The 19431-nt window shown below is 38.2% G+C and carries 19 protein-coding genes; 7 read left to right on the forward strand and 12 right to left on the reverse strand.

Annotated elements, in window-relative coordinates; all coding sequences use genetic code 11:
* Nucleotides 1–50 precede the first annotated feature (50 nt).
* Nucleotides 51–716: a hypothetical protein gene (locus tag ACR30L_RS03885; protein ID WP_435236735.1), complete on the forward strand. Its 666-nt coding sequence runs from the start codon at nt 51–53 to the stop codon at nt 714–716.
* 127 nt (nt 717–843) lie between these two features.
* Here ACR30L_RS03885 and ACR30L_RS03890 read toward each other — a convergent pair whose 3' ends face one another.
* The 5 genes from ACR30L_RS03890 to ACR30L_RS03910 form a co-directional block, all read right to left on the reverse strand.
* A complete protein-coding gene (locus ACR30L_RS03890) occupies nt 844–1182 on the reverse strand; it encodes a hypothetical protein (RefSeq protein WP_435236736.1) in 339 nt (112 codons plus the stop codon).
* Nucleotides 1183–1203: 21 nt separating this feature from the next.
* Nucleotides 1204–1932 carry a PD-(D/E)XK nuclease family protein gene (locus tag ACR30L_RS03895; RefSeq protein WP_435236737.1) on the reverse strand — a complete coding sequence of 243 codons (729 nt, stop codon included), beginning with the start codon at nt 1930–1932 and terminating at the stop codon, nt 1204–1206.
* Between the two features lie 157 nt (nt 1933–2089).
* Nucleotides 2090–2728, reverse strand: a complete 639-nt coding sequence (locus ACR30L_RS03900) for a hypothetical protein (protein WP_435236738.1) — start codon at nt 2726–2728, stop codon at nt 2090–2092.
* Between the two features lie 260 nt (nt 2729–2988).
* Nucleotides 2989–3408, reverse strand: coding sequence for an NIF family HAD-type phosphatase (locus ACR30L_RS03905; protein ID WP_435236739.1), 420 nt, complete (start codon nt 3406–3408; stop codon nt 2989–2991).
* Between the two features lie 278 nt (nt 3409–3686).
* Nucleotides 3687–4847 (reverse strand): methionine aminotransferase, encoded by a 1161-nt coding sequence (locus ACR30L_RS03910; RefSeq protein WP_435236740.1) that lies wholly within the window; start codon nt 4845–4847, stop codon nt 3687–3689.
* A gap of 127 nt (nt 4848–4974) precedes the next feature.
* Between ACR30L_RS03910 and ACR30L_RS03915 the strand changes: the two genes are divergently transcribed.
* The 4 genes from ACR30L_RS03915 to ACR30L_RS03930 all read left to right on the forward strand — a co-directional run bounded on the left by ACR30L_RS03915 (nt 4975) and on the right by ACR30L_RS03930 (nt 8422).
* Complete coding sequence (locus tag ACR30L_RS03915; protein ID WP_435236741.1) at nt 4975–5394, forward strand: LysR family transcriptional regulator; 420 nt, start codon at nt 4975–4977, stop codon at nt 5392–5394.
* Nucleotides 5375–5710 carry a hypothetical protein gene (locus ACR30L_RS03920; RefSeq protein WP_435236742.1) on the forward strand — a complete coding sequence of 112 codons (336 nt, stop codon included), beginning with the start codon at nt 5375–5377 and terminating at the stop codon, nt 5708–5710. The genes ACR30L_RS03915 and ACR30L_RS03920 overlap by 20 nt, the downstream gene beginning before the upstream one ends.
* 515 nt (nt 5711–6225) lie before the next feature.
* Nucleotides 6226–7203 carry an ornithine cyclodeaminase family protein gene (locus ACR30L_RS03925; protein ID WP_435236743.1) on the forward strand — a complete coding sequence of 326 codons (978 nt, stop codon included), beginning with the start codon at nt 6226–6228 and terminating at the stop codon, nt 7201–7203.
* Nucleotides 7204–7303: 100 nt separating this feature from the next.
* Complete coding sequence (locus ACR30L_RS03930; RefSeq protein WP_435236744.1) at nt 7304–8422, forward strand: aminotransferase; 1119 nt, start codon at nt 7304–7306, stop codon at nt 8420–8422.
* Nucleotides 8423–9255: 833 nt separating this feature from the next.
* Here the strand turns inward: ACR30L_RS03930 and ACR30L_RS03935 are convergent.
* The 7 genes from ACR30L_RS03935 to ACR30L_RS03965 all read right to left on the reverse strand — a co-directional run bounded on the left by ACR30L_RS03935 (nt 9256) and on the right by ACR30L_RS03965 (nt 16675).
* Nucleotides 9256–10182 (reverse strand): ROK family protein, encoded by a 927-nt coding sequence (locus tag ACR30L_RS03935; RefSeq protein ID WP_435236745.1) that lies wholly within the window; start codon nt 10180–10182, stop codon nt 9256–9258.
* Nucleotides 10183–10402: 220 nt separating this feature from the next.
* Nucleotides 10403–11275 (reverse strand): SMP-30/gluconolactonase/LRE family protein, encoded by an 873-nt coding sequence (locus tag ACR30L_RS03940; protein ID WP_435236746.1) that lies wholly within the window; start codon nt 11273–11275, stop codon nt 10403–10405.
* A gap of 104 nt (nt 11276–11379) precedes the next feature.
* Nucleotides 11380–12882 (reverse strand): xylulokinase, encoded by a 1503-nt coding sequence (gene xylB, locus ACR30L_RS03945; protein ID WP_435236747.1) that lies wholly within the window; start codon nt 12880–12882, stop codon nt 11380–11382.
* 123 nt (nt 12883–13005) lie between these two features.
* Nucleotides 13006–14424, reverse strand: a complete 1419-nt coding sequence (locus ACR30L_RS03950) for a glycoside hydrolase family 1 protein (protein ID WP_435236748.1) — start codon at nt 14422–14424, stop codon at nt 13006–13008.
* Nucleotides 14425–14591: 167 nt separating this feature from the next.
* The gene (locus ACR30L_RS03955) at nt 14592–14951 is read right to left on the reverse strand and encodes a PTS lactose/cellobiose transporter subunit IIA (RefSeq protein ID WP_435236749.1); all 360 of its coding nucleotides are present in this window, start codon (nt 14949–14951) and stop codon (nt 14592–14594) included.
* An 80-nt stretch (nt 14952–15031) separates the two neighbouring features.
* On the reverse strand, nt 15032–16354 hold the full coding sequence (locus ACR30L_RS03960; protein ID WP_435236750.1) for a PTS sugar transporter subunit IIC: 1323 nt from the start codon (nt 16352–16354) through the stop codon (nt 15032–15034).
* 15 nt (nt 16355–16369) lie between these two features.
* Complete coding sequence (locus ACR30L_RS03965) at nt 16370–16675, reverse strand: PTS sugar transporter subunit IIB (protein WP_435236751.1); 306 nt, start codon at nt 16673–16675, stop codon at nt 16370–16372.
* Nucleotides 16676–17059: 384 nt separating this feature from the next.
* Here ACR30L_RS03965 and istA point away from each other — a divergent pair, with 384 nt between their 5' ends.
* Entirely contained in the window at nt 17060–18604 is a 1545-nt protein-coding gene (gene istA, locus ACR30L_RS03970; RefSeq protein ID WP_435234393.1) for an IS21 family transposase, read from the forward strand.
* A 9-nt stretch (nt 18605–18613) separates the two neighbouring features.
* A complete protein-coding gene (gene istB, locus ACR30L_RS03975; protein ID WP_435234394.1) occupies nt 18614–19366 on the forward strand; it encodes an IS21-like element helper ATPase IstB in 753 nt (250 codons plus the stop codon).
* The last annotated feature ends 65 nt before the right edge of the window (nt 19367–19431 follow it).

A 19431-nucleotide genomic window follows, 5' to 3' on the forward strand; every position in this document is an offset into this window, starting at 1 on the left:
ACACATAATCGTATTTTATAATAATGACTTAACTATAAAAGGATAACAAAATGAACAAGACAAAAATGGCATTAGTATTGAGTGGTTTACTGTTTTTATCCGCACCAATAACAAGTTTGTTCGCTGATCAAGAGCATGCCCAGATGAAAACAATGCAAGCAAGTAAAACCATCACGATGAAGTCCATCGAAAGGGAGTTGCGCGGCTATGTAAAAGCATTCAAAGCAGATGACTTTCAAATGATGCAACAGCACATTGACAAATTATTACTGCTCGATGAAAAAGCCTCTGAGGAGATCCCTGCTAAAATATATGCTATGAATAGTGGTGAGATGGTTCATTCACAAATGGATCACAGTAAAATGGCTATGATGGATATAGAGGATTCGCAAATGGACATGACCGATATTAACCATACTCAGATGGAGCATAATAAAATGGATATGATCGATATGGACCCTTCACAGATGGATCATAGCAAAATGGATATGGTTAATATGGACCACTCCCAAATAAGCCATGGTGATATGTCAGCGATGTCGAGTATGGAGGGAATGACCTCTGCGCAGCATCACCAATATATGATGTACATGCACGGCATAGAAAAACTACATACATCACTTGAAAAGCTTGCTGACACTCAAGATAAAACAGAAATAAAAGCAATTCTCACAGAGATAAAAATGAATATTAAAAATAATCAATTGTTTCGTTAAATCAGCATTTTTTGATAGCGAGTTCACTCGCTATCAAAATGAAAACTTGTGTGTTGTGACACAGCGAAATATCAGAGGGCGTTCAAAGCGGCTTGAAAAATGTCATATTTCCCTCTTACATAGACTACTAATTTTTCTTACAACAGAAATTATCCAATAATTTTAGCTTTTTATATAATTCATCCACTACATTGTCGTAAGAATCAAATTTACTTTGATATGCACGATATTTACCTTCCATCCAAGGAGCATCGGAACAATCTATCAATAGAGCATTATCTGCATTTTTCAAAACATCTTCATCTTTGGAGGGTAATAACGCATAACACAAAATAGTGTGCTCATTATTGTTACCCGAAAGAAATAAAACAACATCATTACCATTATCAATCCAATTTTCATATGAAAATCTCAACGCGGGTAAACCATCCCAATGGTGGATAGTTATTTTTATATCAGTATCCATTCTACTTTCTAGTTGTGCCCGTTATGATTCATGCCATTGTTTTATCGATAATGTTTTTAAATCTTGTAATTCTTTAATAGAAATTATGTTTTTAAGGACGAATTCAATATTTTCATCTTCAACTGTATTTGATTTACTCATCAATAATCCCTCAAGGTGTAAAATAAATTCACGTAATAAAACAACCCATTTATTCAATGGATGATTTATGAAATGTTCTGATAAATGTTGTTTAATTTTCTCAATTAAACATTCATAACTTATACCTTTCCATTTATCGCTTGCTCCTGTCACCATTCCATCTGGAGAAAGCACCACAAAAATGGCTTCTTTATCGTTAAAAAATCGACGCGTACCTTGCATCACAAATTCTTCATACTCAGTAAAAGGGTTATTTTGAACATGAAAAATTTTGTTTTCTAATACGATAACCCAACGTTCACTTTCTAATAATAAATCTATTCTTTTGCCCGACGGGGTGCGAACCTCTCGCTCAGGTGGCTTATTTAATGAGAAGTCCAAATTGTGATATTTAGTGTGTAAACATTGAATTAGCGATTTAAGAACTAAGTCACCTAATTCATGAGCAGCATTGTTATCACAAAAAAAGGCTAATATTTCTGTAGTTGGGTTTTCCCAATGTCTACGACCACCGATACTAAATATTGATTTTTCAGGTTCTACGATCTCAGGAAGCATTTTTGCTTTTCTAAGCAATTCCTGCATATCTTTTAACTGTGAATTTGCCATTAATATTCCTATTATATTTTGAAAATAATCAAAAGAAGTACTTCATGCATTTAAGTAGAAAAATACCTAATCAAGGGCTTATTTATCTATTACTAAAACATATATTTAACGGGCACTCGCTTTTCCTATTTAGCTATAGATTTATGACTTAGCGCCATTAAGTATTTTTATTCTTCTTTAAAAATGGAGGTATAGATGCGGGGTCAATACCTCTTTCTACTAGCTCTCCATCCGTATATGAAACCCTTTTAGGGATCGGTTTCAATGCAAATTGAGTATTAAGCGTTATATCTTCTACATGATTTATAAAACAACCGTTTGGCATTGTTAGGTCAGCAAAGTCACGACAAATAGCAACATACAAGCTCCAATCTTTTAAAACATTAAAATTAGCAATGGTCGTCATAAAAATCCCATGTATTTCATAACCATTATTTTTATACTCTAATCTTTTTTCTTCCATTGCTTGCCAGAAATCATATGCTAACTCTTTTCCTTTCCCCCTGACTTCAATTTCTCTATAAATATCACCTGAATTAAGCCATACAGCCACTTCACCATCATCTATGCAAGCAGGCGCATAACCACATAGCAAATGCATATATGTTCTGATTACTGACCTAGTGCTTTCTATATCTTGATAGAGTTCGATATTTATATAGAAGTCAGCCCCCTTATTTGGCTGGTCTATTTGTTGGCAATATCCATGAGGCCATTTTCCAATTAAGTCTGATATTAGTTTTTTTATTTCATTACTTTCTGAGTGAAATAGCTTTAATACTTTACCTTCATTCATGGTTTCTCCAAATCGTTAATTTTAAGTGGATAATGTCTAAAATACTCGTTAATTAATGTATAAGGGGGTTAACACCTGGGTGTGGGGCGGTTCACTTTTAAAATAGTTTTATAAATATGAATTTGATAATAAATAGGCTGTTTCTTACGCATTTAATTCATAATTAAATAACTCTTATCTGAATATTTTAGGGCGCTTTGTGCCGCTTTGCGCCATACAAAACTACGAATCTATGGTTAATTTGACTAAGCCACAAAAGTTTACATTGACATTAATCTACTCAAAATAATCTTTAGTTCACTATCATTATCGGGGTACGGATGATCAAATTGGGCGATTTCAACCCACCGACACTCTTGGCCTTTGTGGATATATTTATGAAAGTCATCTACTAAAACAGAAGAACTCATCTCATTATTGGGTATCAGTCGAAGATCCTTAGTTTTTCCCTTCCAGTTTACATACTCAATTGTAGAAAACCATTTTGGAGCAGTTCCCTCTGATACTAGAAGACCTGCTATATTTCTAAAGATAGCCTCTTTTACAGTGGTATATATTACTACACGATCTGTTATTGATTTGCATCCCTCAAGAAAGGCATATAGCCCCGGTCTAGGTATTTGGCTCATCGCATTTGAGATGAGCGTACCTTCTAGATCTAAAGCGATAACTTTTAACATTCCTTGATTCTCCATTGTAGTGAACAGTTATGGTTAAATGGTTTTGGCCACTAATTTAGGTTTAATTTCTCATCTTTACTGAGGCTGTTTGTGCCCATTTCGCCTCTGAAAGCTAAGGCGCAAACGCCCCCAAAGTGCCTTAGAAACATAAAAATCTGTACTCACGATTATGCATGCTTTCGGGAATTAACATGCATTATAAAATATGAACCATTACTGGAATTCATGCACGATCACCTCTAATCAGGTAGCCGAATTCACCGTACTATTACTTTCCGTTATCTAAAATTATTTAACGCTCTGACACCATCAATAATGGTTTGATCACTCTTCGAAAATGATAAGCGGATCAGCTTATGATCGGTACTGTCGCTATAGAATGCAGACAGCGGAATTGTCGCGACACCGTGCTTGCGGATCAATTGCTTTACGACTTCTGAGTCGCACGCCTGAGTTAGATGACCATAACTAATCAACATAAAAAATGAACCATAACTGGGCAGTACTTCAAAGGGACCCGATTTTAATTCTTGAATCATCAGATCTCGTTTACTCTGATAGAAGTCAGCTAAATATTGATAATTGGCAGGCGTTTTCATATGTTCACAGAACGCATATTGCATAGGCGTATCTGCTGAAAACATCATAAATTGATGGACTTTTACAATTTCACTCATTATGGAGGCGGGAGCAACACAACACCCGACACGCCAACCGGTTACATGAAAAGTCTTACCGAAAGATGTCACCACGACACTGCGCGTAGCAAGTTCAGCATGGCTCGACATACTGAGATGTTCTTGACCATCAAAGACCATATGCTCGTACACTTCATCGGAAAGAATGACAATACCTGTATCCCTAGTCAATTCTGCAAGCGTATTCAAATCATTTTGACTCATCACACTTCCCGATGGATTATGCGGTGAATTTAAGATGATCATTTTTGTTTTTGAATTTAATACGTTTTTGACTAAATCCCAATCTATTTTAAACTCAGGAACAGTCAGCTTTATGCCTACCGCCTTTGCTCCTTGTAATCTTACAATCGGGGCATAACTATCAAAGCTAGGCTCGAAATAGATAACTTCATCACCGGGATGTACTAGTGCTGAAATAGCAGCATACAAGGCTTGACTTGCACTTGCGGTAATTAGTATTTCTTTTTCTACATCATAAACTCGTTGGTAGAGCTTATTAATCTTTAATGAAACCTGCTCCTTTAACATCGGCAGACCGGTCATTGGTGCATATTGATTGTGATTCGCCTGCATGGCTAATTCAACTTGTTGACGCAGATCAGCTGAGCAGGGAAAATCAGGAGCACCTTGAGATAGATTTATCGCGTTGAATTCATTAGCTAACTGGCCAATAACACTAAATATTGTTGTGCCAACATTACTCAATTTTGATGTCGGGTTCACGGGTGAAATAATCATAAGAGTTCCTAAAGTGAGTGCAAGATTCTACCCCGCCATTAAATGAAATATTAATTGTGACAACTAGCGAAATCTTGTCATAATAGCTATGAGTAAAACACATGACTGAATTTATGGAGCTTATTTTATGGCACACGGTACCCCTCCTTTTAATGCCTTGTATGCTTTTATCGTTACCGCAAAACATCTCAATCTAACCCATGCGGCAAAAGAGTTATTTGTTACTCAAGGAGCTGTCAGTCGTCAGATTGCTTCTCTAGAGTCTTACTTGGGATTCAAGGTGTTTTTTCGCCATGCCAGAGGGCTAACTCTAACAACGAAAGGGGCTGAAATCTTGCCAGATATTAAGACTGCTTTCCAACAGGTTTTAAGCACAACAAAACGAGCAATGAAATCCAGCGGTGAAATCAAGCTAAAAGCACCGACTTGTTTGATGCGTTGGCTGGTGCCGCATTTAGTCAAACTCCAGGATGATTACCCCGAATTGCACGTCGCTTTGACCTCCACCACAGAGCACGATATTGACTTTGCTGCAGAAGAATTTTGATGCTGCAATAATCTACTCTAAGGACGCAACAAGCAGTGCAGAGAGTGCAATAGCTGCAAGTGAATTAACAATAAAACTATTTGATGAAGTACTTGTCCCGGTTTTGGCTCCGAGCCTGATTAAAAGTAACGAGCAGTTTGACATTAGTCGTTATACTTTTTTACATCCAACAAAAGATCAAAAAGACTGGCGACTGTGGATAGAAAAAACCGAACAGCATAAAATGACCATGAAGAAAAACCAGTACTTCGAAACAATGGACTGGGGCTGCTATTCAAGGTTTTGGTATTACAGTTGCCGATTTCAATCTCGTTAAAGAAGATATCCGCATGCATCGACTACAGCAAGCAATGAGTTATAGCGTGCCGACAGGAGCGAGTTATTACCTAAAATTAAAATCCTCCAAAATAACAAATCCAGCTATTGAAACATTTATCAAGGTACTAACCAGCAACACCCAATCAAATTAATATGTGAAGCTTAATTAAAACTAAAATAGCCATGCAGCTTTTAATTGTAGATGAAAATCCCCCCTTTATTAACTCAGTACTGCTCTGCCTGTAAAGAAACTAAAGCCATGACTTTAGCTCATGCCTGATATGCGGCAAAATCGCTAGTATCGAATACTTATTTAATTTTTAATAACCCTATTCTAGAAGCGATACGATGAAGATGGTTATCAATGATAAATTGTGGACTATATTGCGAGCATCAGTGGCTATGTTGTGACGGATGAAAAAAAACTTCACCAATGTTTATCTAGAAACCATGATAAAAGCGCTTGAAAGTATACGAACCAAATACCGTTGCTCATAAATATAAGAGGAAAATATGGAAAGTAATACGAAGGATTTAATGGCTCATAACACTGAGCCATTGATATTGAAAAATAAAGACATTAATGAGCTACTCCCTAAATTAAATGTTCAAGAAATAATGAAATCTTTATTTCTAGCGCTCAGTGAAGATAAAGCTGTACAGCCCCCCCAATCTTTAACTTTATTTCCTGAAGATAAAGGTGATTTTATTGCTTACTTGGGTGCAATGAGTCAACAAGAAGTATTTGGTACTAAACTTTCCCCTTACCTTGTCACCACCGACAAGCCAGTTATTACAGCTTGGACCAGTTTGATGTCAATGAGAACAGGACAACCACTATTATGGTGTGATTCAGGCCAGTTAACGATAGAAAGAACCGCAGGAACAACAGCATTAGCTGTTAACTATTTAGCACCTAAAAATAGCCGGCATTTAGCAATAATTGGAACCGGCAGTGTTGGCCAGTCTCACCTTCGCCATGTTAAAGGACTGAGGGATTGGCAAACGATCACTGTATTCTCCCCCGAATTAGCTAATGATAAGCAATTACAATCAGAATTAATTGCAATGGGCTCTCGTATCAGTATCTCTGACTCGACAACAAATTGTGTAAAAAATGCAGACGTCATTATGCTTTGCACCTCTTCTGCAACACCGGTTATCTCATTAGATGATATAAAATCTTCTGCCGTTGTTACCTCTATCAGCACTAATGCACTCAACGCACATGAAGTGCCACCAGAGCTTCTTCATAAAGCAGATGTTTATTGTGATTACAAACTTACTACACCGAGTAGTGCCGGCGAAATGTGCATTGCAACCTCTGATCTCGGTTGGGATCCATCATTAATCAAAGGGGATTTAACAGAGTTAGTTGCGCAGAGTTGTAGTTTGCCAAAATATGATAAACCAGTGTTTTTCAGATCAATAGGGCTTGGACTGGAAGATGTTGCCATGGCTTATGGAATTTGGCAGTTAGCCAATCAGTAACCTTAATAAATATAGTCAATAAACTCTCGTTGAATTAAGCACCTGAGAGTGATTGGCATATCTAGCTAATTTTATAAAATACGAAAGATAAGAGGAAATTATGGATATTAAAGAGTTTGGTGTTGAAATTTGGATGAATGATTATGAAACGACATGCCTTTATAATCTGGCTGAAACATGTGTTGAGTCATTAACTGTTGAGCAGTTATTAACTATGGCTGGAAAGCGTGATGTTGTTATGGATGAACTATTACCGATGCAATTGACTTATGGTGCAATAGAAGGATCCGACAGATTACGTGACAGTGTTACTTCTCTTTATCGCAAACAAGCTCGTGAAAATATATTGATCACACACGGCGCTATCGGTGCAAATGCACTTGTTCACGAAACATTGGTTTCACCAGGGGATAGGATCATCACCATTATTCCAACCTATCAACAACATTACTCAATACCAGAAAGTTATGGAGCTGATGTTCAGGTTCTTAAGCTTGAAGAAAAGAATCAATTTTTACCTGATTTAGACAAGCTTAAAACACTTGCGACTAACAATACGAAATTGATTGTCATTAATAATCCGAACAACCCGACCGGTGCCTTAATGGATGAAGCCTTTCTACAGCAGGTTGTTGAAATTGCTCGTGCATGTGGTGCTTATTTACTTTGTGATGAAGTCTACCGAGGAACAGATGAAGAAGGTGATGGTTATACAGCTTCCGTGGCCGATCTTTATGAAAAAGGGATCAGCACCAGCAGTATGTCAAAATCTTTTTCTTTAGCAGGTTTAAGACTCGGTTGGATAGCCGGACCATTAGAAATTATTCATGCAGTTGCTATCCATCGCGATTACAATACGATTAGTGTTGGAATGATTGATGACTACTTTGCGAGTATTGCTTTAGAATGTCGCGATAAAATCATTGCCAGAAGCCGTGATATTTGTAAAACCAACCGGGAAATATTAGATAAATGGATTGCAAATGAACCTCTGATTTCTTATATCAAGCCTAAATCAGCTACTATTGCGCTATTAAAATATGACATCGATATGCCTTCTCGTGAGTTTTGTGTGAAATTATTAGAATCAAAAGGCGTAATGTTTACTCCCGGCAGTGTATTGGAAATGGAGGGTTATCTCCGAATTGGTTATGCGAATAATCGTAGCATTCTCGAAGAAGGTTTGGCCAAAGTCTCTGAATTTCTTACTGAATTATAAATAATAATAGCTCCTTCCACATATAGTTTCAGCTTATGTGGGGAGAGCCTATTCATTACTTTGTTTTACTTTTCGTAACCTCTGGCATAAGCGATGACGTTCATACGGCGTTTAGCTTCTTATTAGTTTTCGCATAATTATGCAACCACTCGATTTTAAGTAGAAAAACCAATTTTGCTCATTATTGGGAGAAAACGAGCGCAAATAAAGTAGTTTCAACAGATAAATAGAGTAAAAAATCTAAGTCGGTTTGTGCCCCAAAGCGCCACCGAAAACTATAAATATATGACCAATATTTAAAATATTATCACCGTCCGCTTTGAGCTTTGAGGATAGGTTGACCTCACTTCAAATTCCGTACTCTTGCTTATTGATTGTTATCTATAGCATATAAGTGGAGATTAATTACGACGACTTACAAATGCTTTTGATACCAAAGGTTATTTTTTTGAGTGGCAAACCAAACGTTATTTAGTGGTAAGAATATATGCTATTTGATGTCTGCCTTGGAAGATCTTTATTAGCAATTCTGATGTGATTTGGTGGTACGACAACTGACATAAAAATTAATAATGTAATTTAATTACACTAGGGGCTAATATGGACTTCGACCTTATGTCAAAAAGGAATTACAAGCAAAGTTAGATGCTTGCTTCTATACAGCTTTTAGTGAAAGAGCAACTTTCTTGCCTATGATGTTTGCGCCCCTACTACCTTTTGAGATAATAGTCTTAATTACTTTCACTGTGTCTCCAAAGGATCTCGGAAAACTAACTCATCAACGTGCCGTTTTAAACCAATAAAAGAGTTAATGAACTGGATATAACGGTTCATTATTTATGCATTTGCAAAAAGTGATAAAGTGCACCTACTAGCCCAGATTCATTTTTAAAGTGCGTACTTTCGATACAGACTAAATCTTTAACAGAAAAGCCTTTAAGGTCTGGATGCTCTGCAATGATGCTTTGAAATTCTTTATTAATTGCAGAAAATATTTCAGTTCGGTTACTTATTGCACCACCAATTAATATTTTTTCAGGGTTTAGAATGAAGGTTAAATTATATAACCCAACTGCAATACTTTGATAAAATTCATTAATGACTTTGCTTGCTATAAGATCACCTTTATCTGCAAGTTGATAGATATCGATACCTGATAGTTTCTTTTTATTTACTTTTTTTTGTTCACAATAATTAGAGATTAGGCCTTGTTTAACAGAGCCGGTGGCACTTAAAGTACAAGTACTTTTGTTTTTACCACTACTAAATATATTATGAGTTAGCATATAACCAAATTCACCAGCCATATAACTATGGCCTCGAGATATTTGCCCGTTTAAACATAAAGCTCCTCCGATACCAGTACCAATTGTCACGCAAATAAAATTATCACAATCTTTTGCATTACCATGCCACTTTTCAGAAAATGCAACACAATTTACGTCATTCTCTAACTCTACTGGTAAGCCTAATCTTTCCTGCATAATTTCTTTAAAATTAATGCCATAAAAATCAGGTATTGAGCCTCCCGTTTTTAGATATCCTGTTTCAATGTTAACAAAGCCTGGCATAGAGAATGCCACGCCCTGTAAGCTATATCTGGATGCAAGTCTATTCTTCACCGTGACAATATCGTTGATAATCTGTTCACCATTATCTACTGTATCTATCTTACTTTTTTCAATTATGTTGCCTTTTTCAGTAAGTATGCCAAATTTTATCTGAGTACCGCCAATGTCGAATGATAAATAATATTTCATCTCTTTATACCTGTTTGTGTTGTAAGTTAATGCGTACTATTTTTTTGCCGTAAACTTTGATTAAAATATTGCGAGCATTAATAGCTCAAAGAATGGACTATGCCGACAAGAAATCGGAAAACGATCTTGAATCGTTTTATGATAACTTTTGAAGCTAGCCTTAAAGATTACGTTTACAAACCACTGTTACAAAAATTGTTGTCAGAGTCTCTCGCTATCATTATATTTCTATAAAATTGGGCTTAATCATCCCCGGCACTTTTGTTCTAATGGCAAATAAACTGCCAGACAATGGGTTTTTAGCAAGTTCAATTTCGTCCATGTTTTGACGTGTAGTTGTTATATAAAGTGTTTTCATATCTTGACCGCCAAAACATACCATTGTAGGACAGCGAACAGGCAGGAGGTGCTCTTCTAGGACTTCTCCTTCTGGGCTAATACGCAAAATTCGATAACCGTCAAACATTGCAGTCCAATAGCAACCTTCAATATCAACAGCGGCACCATCTGGGCGACCGTTGTTGATAGGAAATTTCTTAAATGTTTCGCGTAGACCTAATTCACTATTTTCGTTTATTGGTGTTCTATAAATTACATGATTAGGAGTATCTGAGGTGTACATCCACTGTTTATCTGGGCTAAATGCTAAACCATTAGCACCTAAAATATCGCATTGGACAACATTTGCTTTAAGATCAGAATCAACACGTACAAGTAAAGCTGCATTATATGTTTTTGGAGCCCAATAAGTACCGGCGAAAAAGCGTCCTTGAGGATCAACACCACCATCATTAAAGCGTGCTAAAGGTGGATTGTTTGGATTTTGACAAACTTGAGATTCAATTTCCCCTTGTTTGTTACTTAAAAATATTCCTGTGCGCATGGCTAAAATGAATCCGCCTTTTTCTCTTAGTGCAAAGCAACCAACTTCTTCATTAAAAGAAAGTACTGAATGACTCTTTGTTTGAGGTGAAAAACGATGAATTTCTTGCTCGGTAATATCTGTCCATAATAGAGTGTTTGTATTGTCATCCCATGTGGGGCATTCTGGTAAGTTACCAATATAATTAAATACAACTTCGGGTTTATTCATAGTCTGAAACTTTTATTTTTATGTATATCAATAAATTAGCGTGGCTATAAGCCAGAAATAAAAGAGCTAACGACTATTGTTAGCTCTTAAGGTAATAGTATGAATTATAATGCTTTATATACATCCGCTAGATTTAAATAGACTTGATCAAAAATATCTTTTAATGGTTTGTAGGTAGCGACATTCTCTTCTATAGGGTGATAGGTTTCGTGTAATTCAATAAACTTATTTACTGCATTAAAGTCTTTATATATCCCGGCGCCGATGCCGGCAACCACGGCAGCGCCTACGGCGGATGCTGAGCGACTATTAGCAACGGTATTAACCGGTACGTCAAACATATCCGATAAAATTTGTTGCTGTAGCTGGTTAACACCACCACCAATTAAATTAACCTTTTTCACATCGATGTGCGTTTTAAACACATCAAATATCAGACTAAGATTAAAGGTTATTCCTTCTAATATAGCGCGCAACATGTCACCGGTGGTGTGATTTGACGTAAGACCAAAAAATACCCCGCGCGCTGCTGGGTCCCATCTTGGGCTTCTTTCTCCATGTAGATAGGGTAAGAAAATTAATTTATTTGCGCCGACGCTAGATTTTCTCATTTCTTCTTCAACAAGATAATGAATAGAAACGCCAGTAGATTCGGCTTTTAGTTTTTCTACTTTGGCAAATAAATCTACGCCCCATTGGTAGGCAACACCCGATGAAGACATGGGGCCGATAGGAATGAGTTTCCCTGGAATAACATGGGCAAGGTTCATGGCTGTTCCCTGTTTATCAATGACAGGGCGATTGTTAGTTATTGCAACCCAGGCGGATGTTCCCATACAACAGTATGCTTCACCATCATTGATAGAACCTGCACCTACTGTGCCACAGGCACCATCACCACCGCCACAAACAACGGGAATGCCAGCAATTAAGCCACATGCTTTAGCCGCTGATTCGGTAACATAACCGCCAATATCTATCGATTCATGAAGCTCTGGAAAGATGTCTACAGGCACATTGGCTGCTGCTAAAATCTCCGTTGACCAACAACGCTCATTGATATCAAGGGCGTGAGTACCCGATGCATCGGAATAATCTGTGACTAAAGCACCGGTTAGTTTGTAGGTGATATAGTCTTTGGTGTTAAGCACTTTATGGATCTTGTTATAGATCTCAGGTTGGTTATCGCGCATCCACATCAGCTTTTCTAATGTGTAAACCGGGCTCATACGATTACCGGTGATTTGGTAAACTCTTTCCTCCGAAATATTGGCTTTTAACGCTTCCATTTGGGGGGCAGAGCGTTGATCCATCCAGATCAGTGAATTGTGTAATAGTGCTCCTTGTTTATCTAAACAGACCATACCTTGCATATGACCACTACAGGAGATAACGGCAATATCTTCGACCTTGATCCCTTTTACTAAGCGCTTCGTCGATTCAATAACAGAATGCCACCAGTCATCAGGGTTCTGCTCCACATTGACTTCACCATGATAAATCGTTTCATAGGTCGCAACCTCTGACTTGACAATTTTCCCTTCTGTGGTGAAAAGGGTTGCTTTATTACCGGATGTGCCCAAGTCATGCACAAGTATATATTTCATTATAAACTCCACCTTATTAATCAGATGATCTGCTTTTATTGAGTGCGAGGGTTTGCACCTTCAGCTGGTTTGGTATGGCAGGCGTTACCAGGCTTTAAATAAGACTGGTAACTTTGCGGTAAACTACAAATTTTCACCGTTTGAGGCGATAACATCTTTATACCAAAAGAAAGAATCTTTTCGGTAACGATCAAGGGTTTTCAGATCAAACTCTTCACGATCGACATAGATAAAGCCATAGCGTTTAACCGCGCCTTCATGGGTAGAGATCAGGTCAATGGCTGACCATGGGCAATATCCCATCATTTCAACACCGTCAGTAATGGCTAACTGAATCTGTTCAATATGTTTGCGAAGATACTCAATCCGGTAAGCATCATGAATTTTTCCATCTTCAGTTAGGGTGTCATAGGCACCTAAACCATTTTCAGTCACAATTAATGGTAATCTGTAACGTGAATAGATTTCTCTTACTGTTGCTCTAAATCCTACTGGGTCGATTTCCCATCCGAATTCTGTTGTTCCTAAATTAGGATTACGGAATGATTTGAAGAATCCTTTTTCACCACTCTGATTTTGTTGATCTGATTTGCCCGATTGTATTTCTTTATCCAGCAATGAATAATCTTCAACGGTTGATGTGTTGTAATAGTTAAAGCCGATAAAATCAGGATTGCCATTTTTTAGGGCTTCATCATCGCCCGGTGCAAATGTAGGGGTCGCATCGTTTTCTTCAAGATAAGCCCATACCAAATTGTTATAAACACCATAGACAGACATATCTAAATAAAGCCAGCTTTTAATGGCGTTTGCATTTTGTGAGGCAATTACATCTTCTGGTTTACATGTCGCTGGGTATACTAATGAGATATTTGGCGCGGGACCAATTTTTCCATCCTCGACCATTTCATGACATAAAACCATTGCTTTTGCTTGAGCCACTAACATGTGATGGTTTTGTTGGTAAATTTCTTTGATCTCGTTGGTACAACCTTCTGGAATATGTAATGTGCCAATAACCGGTCCAACAAGCGTTAGCATATTTTGTTCATTGATAGTTAGCCAATATTTAACGCGATCTCCATAGCTTTCGTACATTAATTTGGCGAACTCTACAAACCAATCAACTGAATCTGGATTGGACCAAGATCCACGTTCGTCTAGTGCTGCTGGCATATCAAAGTGGAACATGGTGACTAATGGAATAATATCGTATTTTAAGCATTCATCGATCAAGTTATTATAGAAATCAATGCCTTCTTGATTGACGCGACCCGTTCCATCGGGCAATAAACGCGACCAAGAAATTGAAAAACGATAGACTTTAAATCCCATCTCAGCCATTAAGGCAACATCTTCTTTATAATGATGGTAATGGTCTGCACAAACCTCTAACCCACTGGTACCTTCTGGTATTTCTTTAACATCTTGACATGAGGGACCTTTACCGTGGGTTAAACTTGCACCTTCAACTTGATATGCAGATGTTGATGCTCCCCAAAGAAAGTCTTTAGGAAATGGGGTTAGTTTTTTATGGTACATGTATTACACCTTTTAATTTTTTTAAATCTTAATTCACCACTCTTCTAAACCTGCAATTGCACTAACAGCGATTATTTTGTTTATATGGCGGCCATTACTGAACTGGACTTTTGTTAATTCAATCGATTGCATAATGGTTAAGAGTGTTACTAATAAATTATTGAATTTTAATCCTGTGCCTGAAGTTTTCGATGGACTTCGATCAGTTCTTCGATTAATTCACGTGCTAGCATAGAGGTCATAATATGATCCTGTGCATGTACCATAATTAGATTAACCGGTACTTTACCCGTCCCCTGATCCATACCAATCAATGAGGTTTGCACGGTATGAGCACGTTTTGATGCTGCGGTTGATTCTGCTAATAATCCATCCACTTCATCCCAGTTACCTGCTTTTGCTGCATAGAGTGCTTGCATCGCACAACTACGAGATTCACCAGCATTGATAATCAGCTCCATTACGGTTTCTTCCATATCCTGGATAGGGGATTCTGCTTCTAGTTTATTTTCTTGGGTGGTCATCATTTTTCTCCAATAATGATTGCGTCATATAGTGAATGGGAACTCGACGCTTTGCCAAGTCCTATTATTCCAATATGGTTTAATTAAGCGGGTTGTAAATCGCCGCTATCAGTACTATTTGCTTCAGTCGCGTCAGCTTCTTCTTGTTTTAATAACTCTTTTTCATAGATTTTGAAGAAGGGATAGTAGAGAACTAAATCAAGCGCGATTAAACCCAGAACCAGTGCACCATTACTCATCTGCCAACCAGCGCCCCAAGCCGCTCCAATTGGAGCCGGTGCAGTCCAAGGGACTAATGATATGACTTTACCAATAATGCCAGTTTGAACTGCTACATAGGCAATCGTGGCATTGATCATTGGAATCCCTACAAAGGGGAAAAACAAGATAGGGTTCATGACAATTGGGCTACCGAAAATAACCGGCTCGTTAATATTAAAGACTGAAGGTACGATACATAATTTACCAATTGATCTTAGGTGAACTGATTTACTACGTAGATATAGTAAGACAAGTGCAAAGGTTGCCCCTGAGCCCCCTAGTGTAATAAAGAAACTCCAAAAAGGTTCAATAAAAGTGGCTGGTAGTGTAGTACCCGCTTCCAACGCCTCTTGGTTTAAGCCCAAGTTAACTAACCAGAACGGTGCCATAATACCGCCAACAATTGCAGCACCATGAATACCGGCAAACCATAGCGCATGTGCTACGAAGACTGCCAATAGAATAGCGGGTAATGAATCTGATGCTGAAATCAGAGGCGCAAATAATGACATAATTGCAGCAGGTAAAATCATGTCGAACTGTCCTTGTAGGAACAGATTCAGTGGATAGATAGTGACAATCACGATCATGGCTGGAATTAACAGATCGAAAGACTGACGGATCTTTTGTGGTACTTGCTCTGGCAGTTTAATTCCAATGTTGCGTACTTTTAGGAAACGTGTCAGTTCAGTAACATAGATAGCGACGATAATAGTCGTAAAGATACCGGTTCCACCTAAGAATGAAGCGGAAAGTTGACCATTTTCCATCGGTGCAGAAATCATTAAAAAGGTCATTAGTGATAACAGACCGGTAGGGAGCGCATCTAATTTGTAATGCTGCGCCAGATTATAGGCAATACCGACACTGATATAACAGGACATGATGCCCATGGTCATATTGAAGGGGGTCATGATGACGTCAAAATACTCTTTGGACATCCCTAACCACCATTGCCCGAATGCAAAAGTGGTATCCGCTGAAAAAGGAGGAAAAGCAAACACGAGTAAAAATGAACCTACAATCATAAAGGGCATGCCACCAATAAAACCGTCTCGTATCGCACTGATATGACGTTGAGAAGCGAATGCTCCTGCAATTGGCGCTATTTTATTTTCAATGAAATCAAAAAAAACGTTAGACATAATTATTCTCCGTTATCAACCAATCATCGCCAATGCTTCATTAAGAATTTTTTCGCCTTTCATCATGCCGTAATCCATGGCATTGATAACTGCAACGGGTTTGCCTAGTACTTCACCCTTAGCTTTAAATTCAGCGAATTTATATTTAATTTGTGGACCTAAAAGACAGCAATCATAATCAGGTAAGGTAGCTTCAAACTCATCCATACCTACAGCGATAACTTTCACATCTATGCCTTTTTCTGTGGCTGCTTTTTCCATTTTTGAAACGACCATGCTAGTTGACATGCCTGCTGCGCAACAAAGAAATATTTTTTTCATGTTAAAACTCCTGTTTACGTAAGATAAATTTATTTTTTTGGGTAATTTGTTATTTCAATAACAGGAGTATATCGGATAATTTTTACAATTTATGCAACCGCTTGCACGATTTGTTTTTATGTGTGATTTGCTTCAACATACGAGTGGTATTTTTAATTATTAGTGAGATATTGTGCATATTTTCATCCATGGAGATCAGCTAATAACATCCATCGAGATCACCTAATAACATCAACTTAGATCAGCAAATAACATTCATGGAGATCAGTTTTGAGCCAAAATGTTATTTAGCGATCTTCATCGATGTTATTGATTTGCTCACTTTCTAGTCAATAGGTGTGTTTAACCGTTACTCTGTCATTTTTTAATGTGATGAGAGTAACCATGTCAACAGTACCTATAACGATGAAAAAATTAAAAGATATACTCCGCCTCAAATACGGACAAAAACTAAGCCATAGGCAAATAGCGAAGAGCCTATCTATTTCCCCCTCCGTTGTCTCTCGCTATTGCGCTCGAGCCGCAAAAATGGGGATCATGGATTGGCCGCTAGACGATACCTGGGATGACGTTACTCTCAAAAACACCTTTCTAAAAACCAAAGCGCCACTGAAAAAACACAGCTTACCAAACTGGCAAGTCGTGCAAGATGAGCTTAAAACACGTAAGTATATGACCTTGCAACTTTTGTGGGAGGAATATGCTGATAGCAATCCGGCTGGCTATTACAGTTATAACCATTACTGTCGCATGTACCGACAGTGGTGCTCAACGCTACGCTTATCAATGCGACAAACGCATCATGCGGGTGAAAAGCTGTTTGTCGATTACTGCGGTCCTACGATTGCTATCGTTAACCCTGATACAGGTGAGTATCGAAATGCCCAAGTCTTTGTCGCGGTTATGGGGGCGAGCAACTATACCTATGCAGAAGCAACTTGGTCTCAAAAGTTGGAAGACTGGATAATGAGTCACGTACGTTGCTTTGAATTTCTTGGTGGCGTCCCTGAAATGGTTATCCCTGATAACCTTAAAAGTGGTGTTCATAAAAGCTGTCGCTATGAACCAGATTTGAACCCTACTTACCATCAGCTATCCGCACATTATGATACGGCTATCATCCCCGCAAGACCTTATAAACCGAAGGATAAATCAAAGGCTGAAGTAGGCGTACTGATTGTTGAGCGTTGGATAATGGCCAGGGTTCGTAAAGAGACCTTCTTCAGTCTAAAGCAACTCAATCAGCGCATAGCCGAGTTGCTCAGTTGGATGAACAATAAAGTGATGAAGCAATATAATGAATCCCGTATATCGTTGTTTCAACGTATCGATAAACCCGCGCTAAAGCCTTTACCGGACTCAGTTTATCAGTTCACCTATGTTAAAAATGTTCGCGTTAATATCGATTACCACGTTGAAATCGAAAAACACTATTACTCAGTACCTTATAACCTTGTTAAAAAGCAGCTTGAAGCCCTGGTAACAGGCCAGCTTATCACCTTAAAGTTTGAGGGGAATACGGTTGCAACTCATCCTCGCTCGTATCAAGCCGGAAGGCATACCACACAAGATGTGCATATGCCTCAAGCTCATCAAAAACAGCAATGGTCACCAGCACGGTTTGAAAGCTGGGCTAAGAGTATTGGCCCAAATACACTCGCGCTAGTACAAACGCATCTAGCAAGCCGAAAGCACCCAGAGCAAGCTTATCGTTCATGTTTAGGGCTACTTAATTTATCGTCGAAATACAGCAAAACTCGGTTAGAAAAGGCTTGTGAACGCGGTCTTATTACGGGGGCTAATCGGCTTAGAAATATAATTAATATACTGCAAAAAGGATTGGATAAAACACCAATATTAGAGCAACAGCCTGATTTATTATCCGAGATCGAACATCAAAATATACGTGGCAATGATTACTATCACTAGGGAAAGACTATGCAAGAAATTACACAACAACTTAATCAATTAAAACTGACAGGCATGCGTGATGCTCTTGAACAACAACTTATGCAAGCAAATACCTATGCTGAATTAAGCTTTACTGAGCGTTTGCAGGTACTTCTGGCTCAAGAGCTTACACAACGTCAACAACGACGTATTGAGAGGCTTACCCGGCAAGCTAAGTTCAGGCAAAGAGCTGCGCTTGGTGATATCCAATACAAAGCTAGCCGTAACCTAGATAAAGCCCAGATAAGGACGTTAAGCCAAAGTGAATGGTTGAATCATGCGCATAACTTAGTCATCACTGGTGCAACGGGATGCGGTAAAACCTATATTGCCTGCGCACTTGGAGTCGAGCACTGTAGGCAAGGTAAAACAGTATTCTACTTCCGGCTAAAAGAGTTGCTCGAGCAGATGTACCTTGGGCAGGCAGAAGGCAGTTACCGAAAGCTTATCGGTAAACTTATTAAAGCAGATTTACTGATCATTGATGACTGGGGTCTAGAGCCATTAAATGCGAATCAACGTAGTGACTTACTTGAGCTTATTGATGGTCGCTACGACCATCACGCCACATTAATAATCAGTCAATTACCGATATCGAATTGGTATGAAATGATAGGTGAATCGACACATGCCGATGCAATACTCGATCGATTAGTACACCGGTCAATTAAAATAGAATTAGAAGGAGAATCGATGAGAAAAATGATAAAACCATTGACTCATGGAGATCAAAAAAAGTAGATTAAACGAGGTCCTGTTGATTAGAGAGTTAGCGATCTCCATGGATGGTAATCAGTGATCTTCTT

The organism is Psychromonas saccharinae, assembly GCF_051201515.1.
Taxonomy (GTDB): Bacteria; Pseudomonadota; Gammaproteobacteria; order Enterobacterales; family Psychromonadaceae; genus Psychromonas.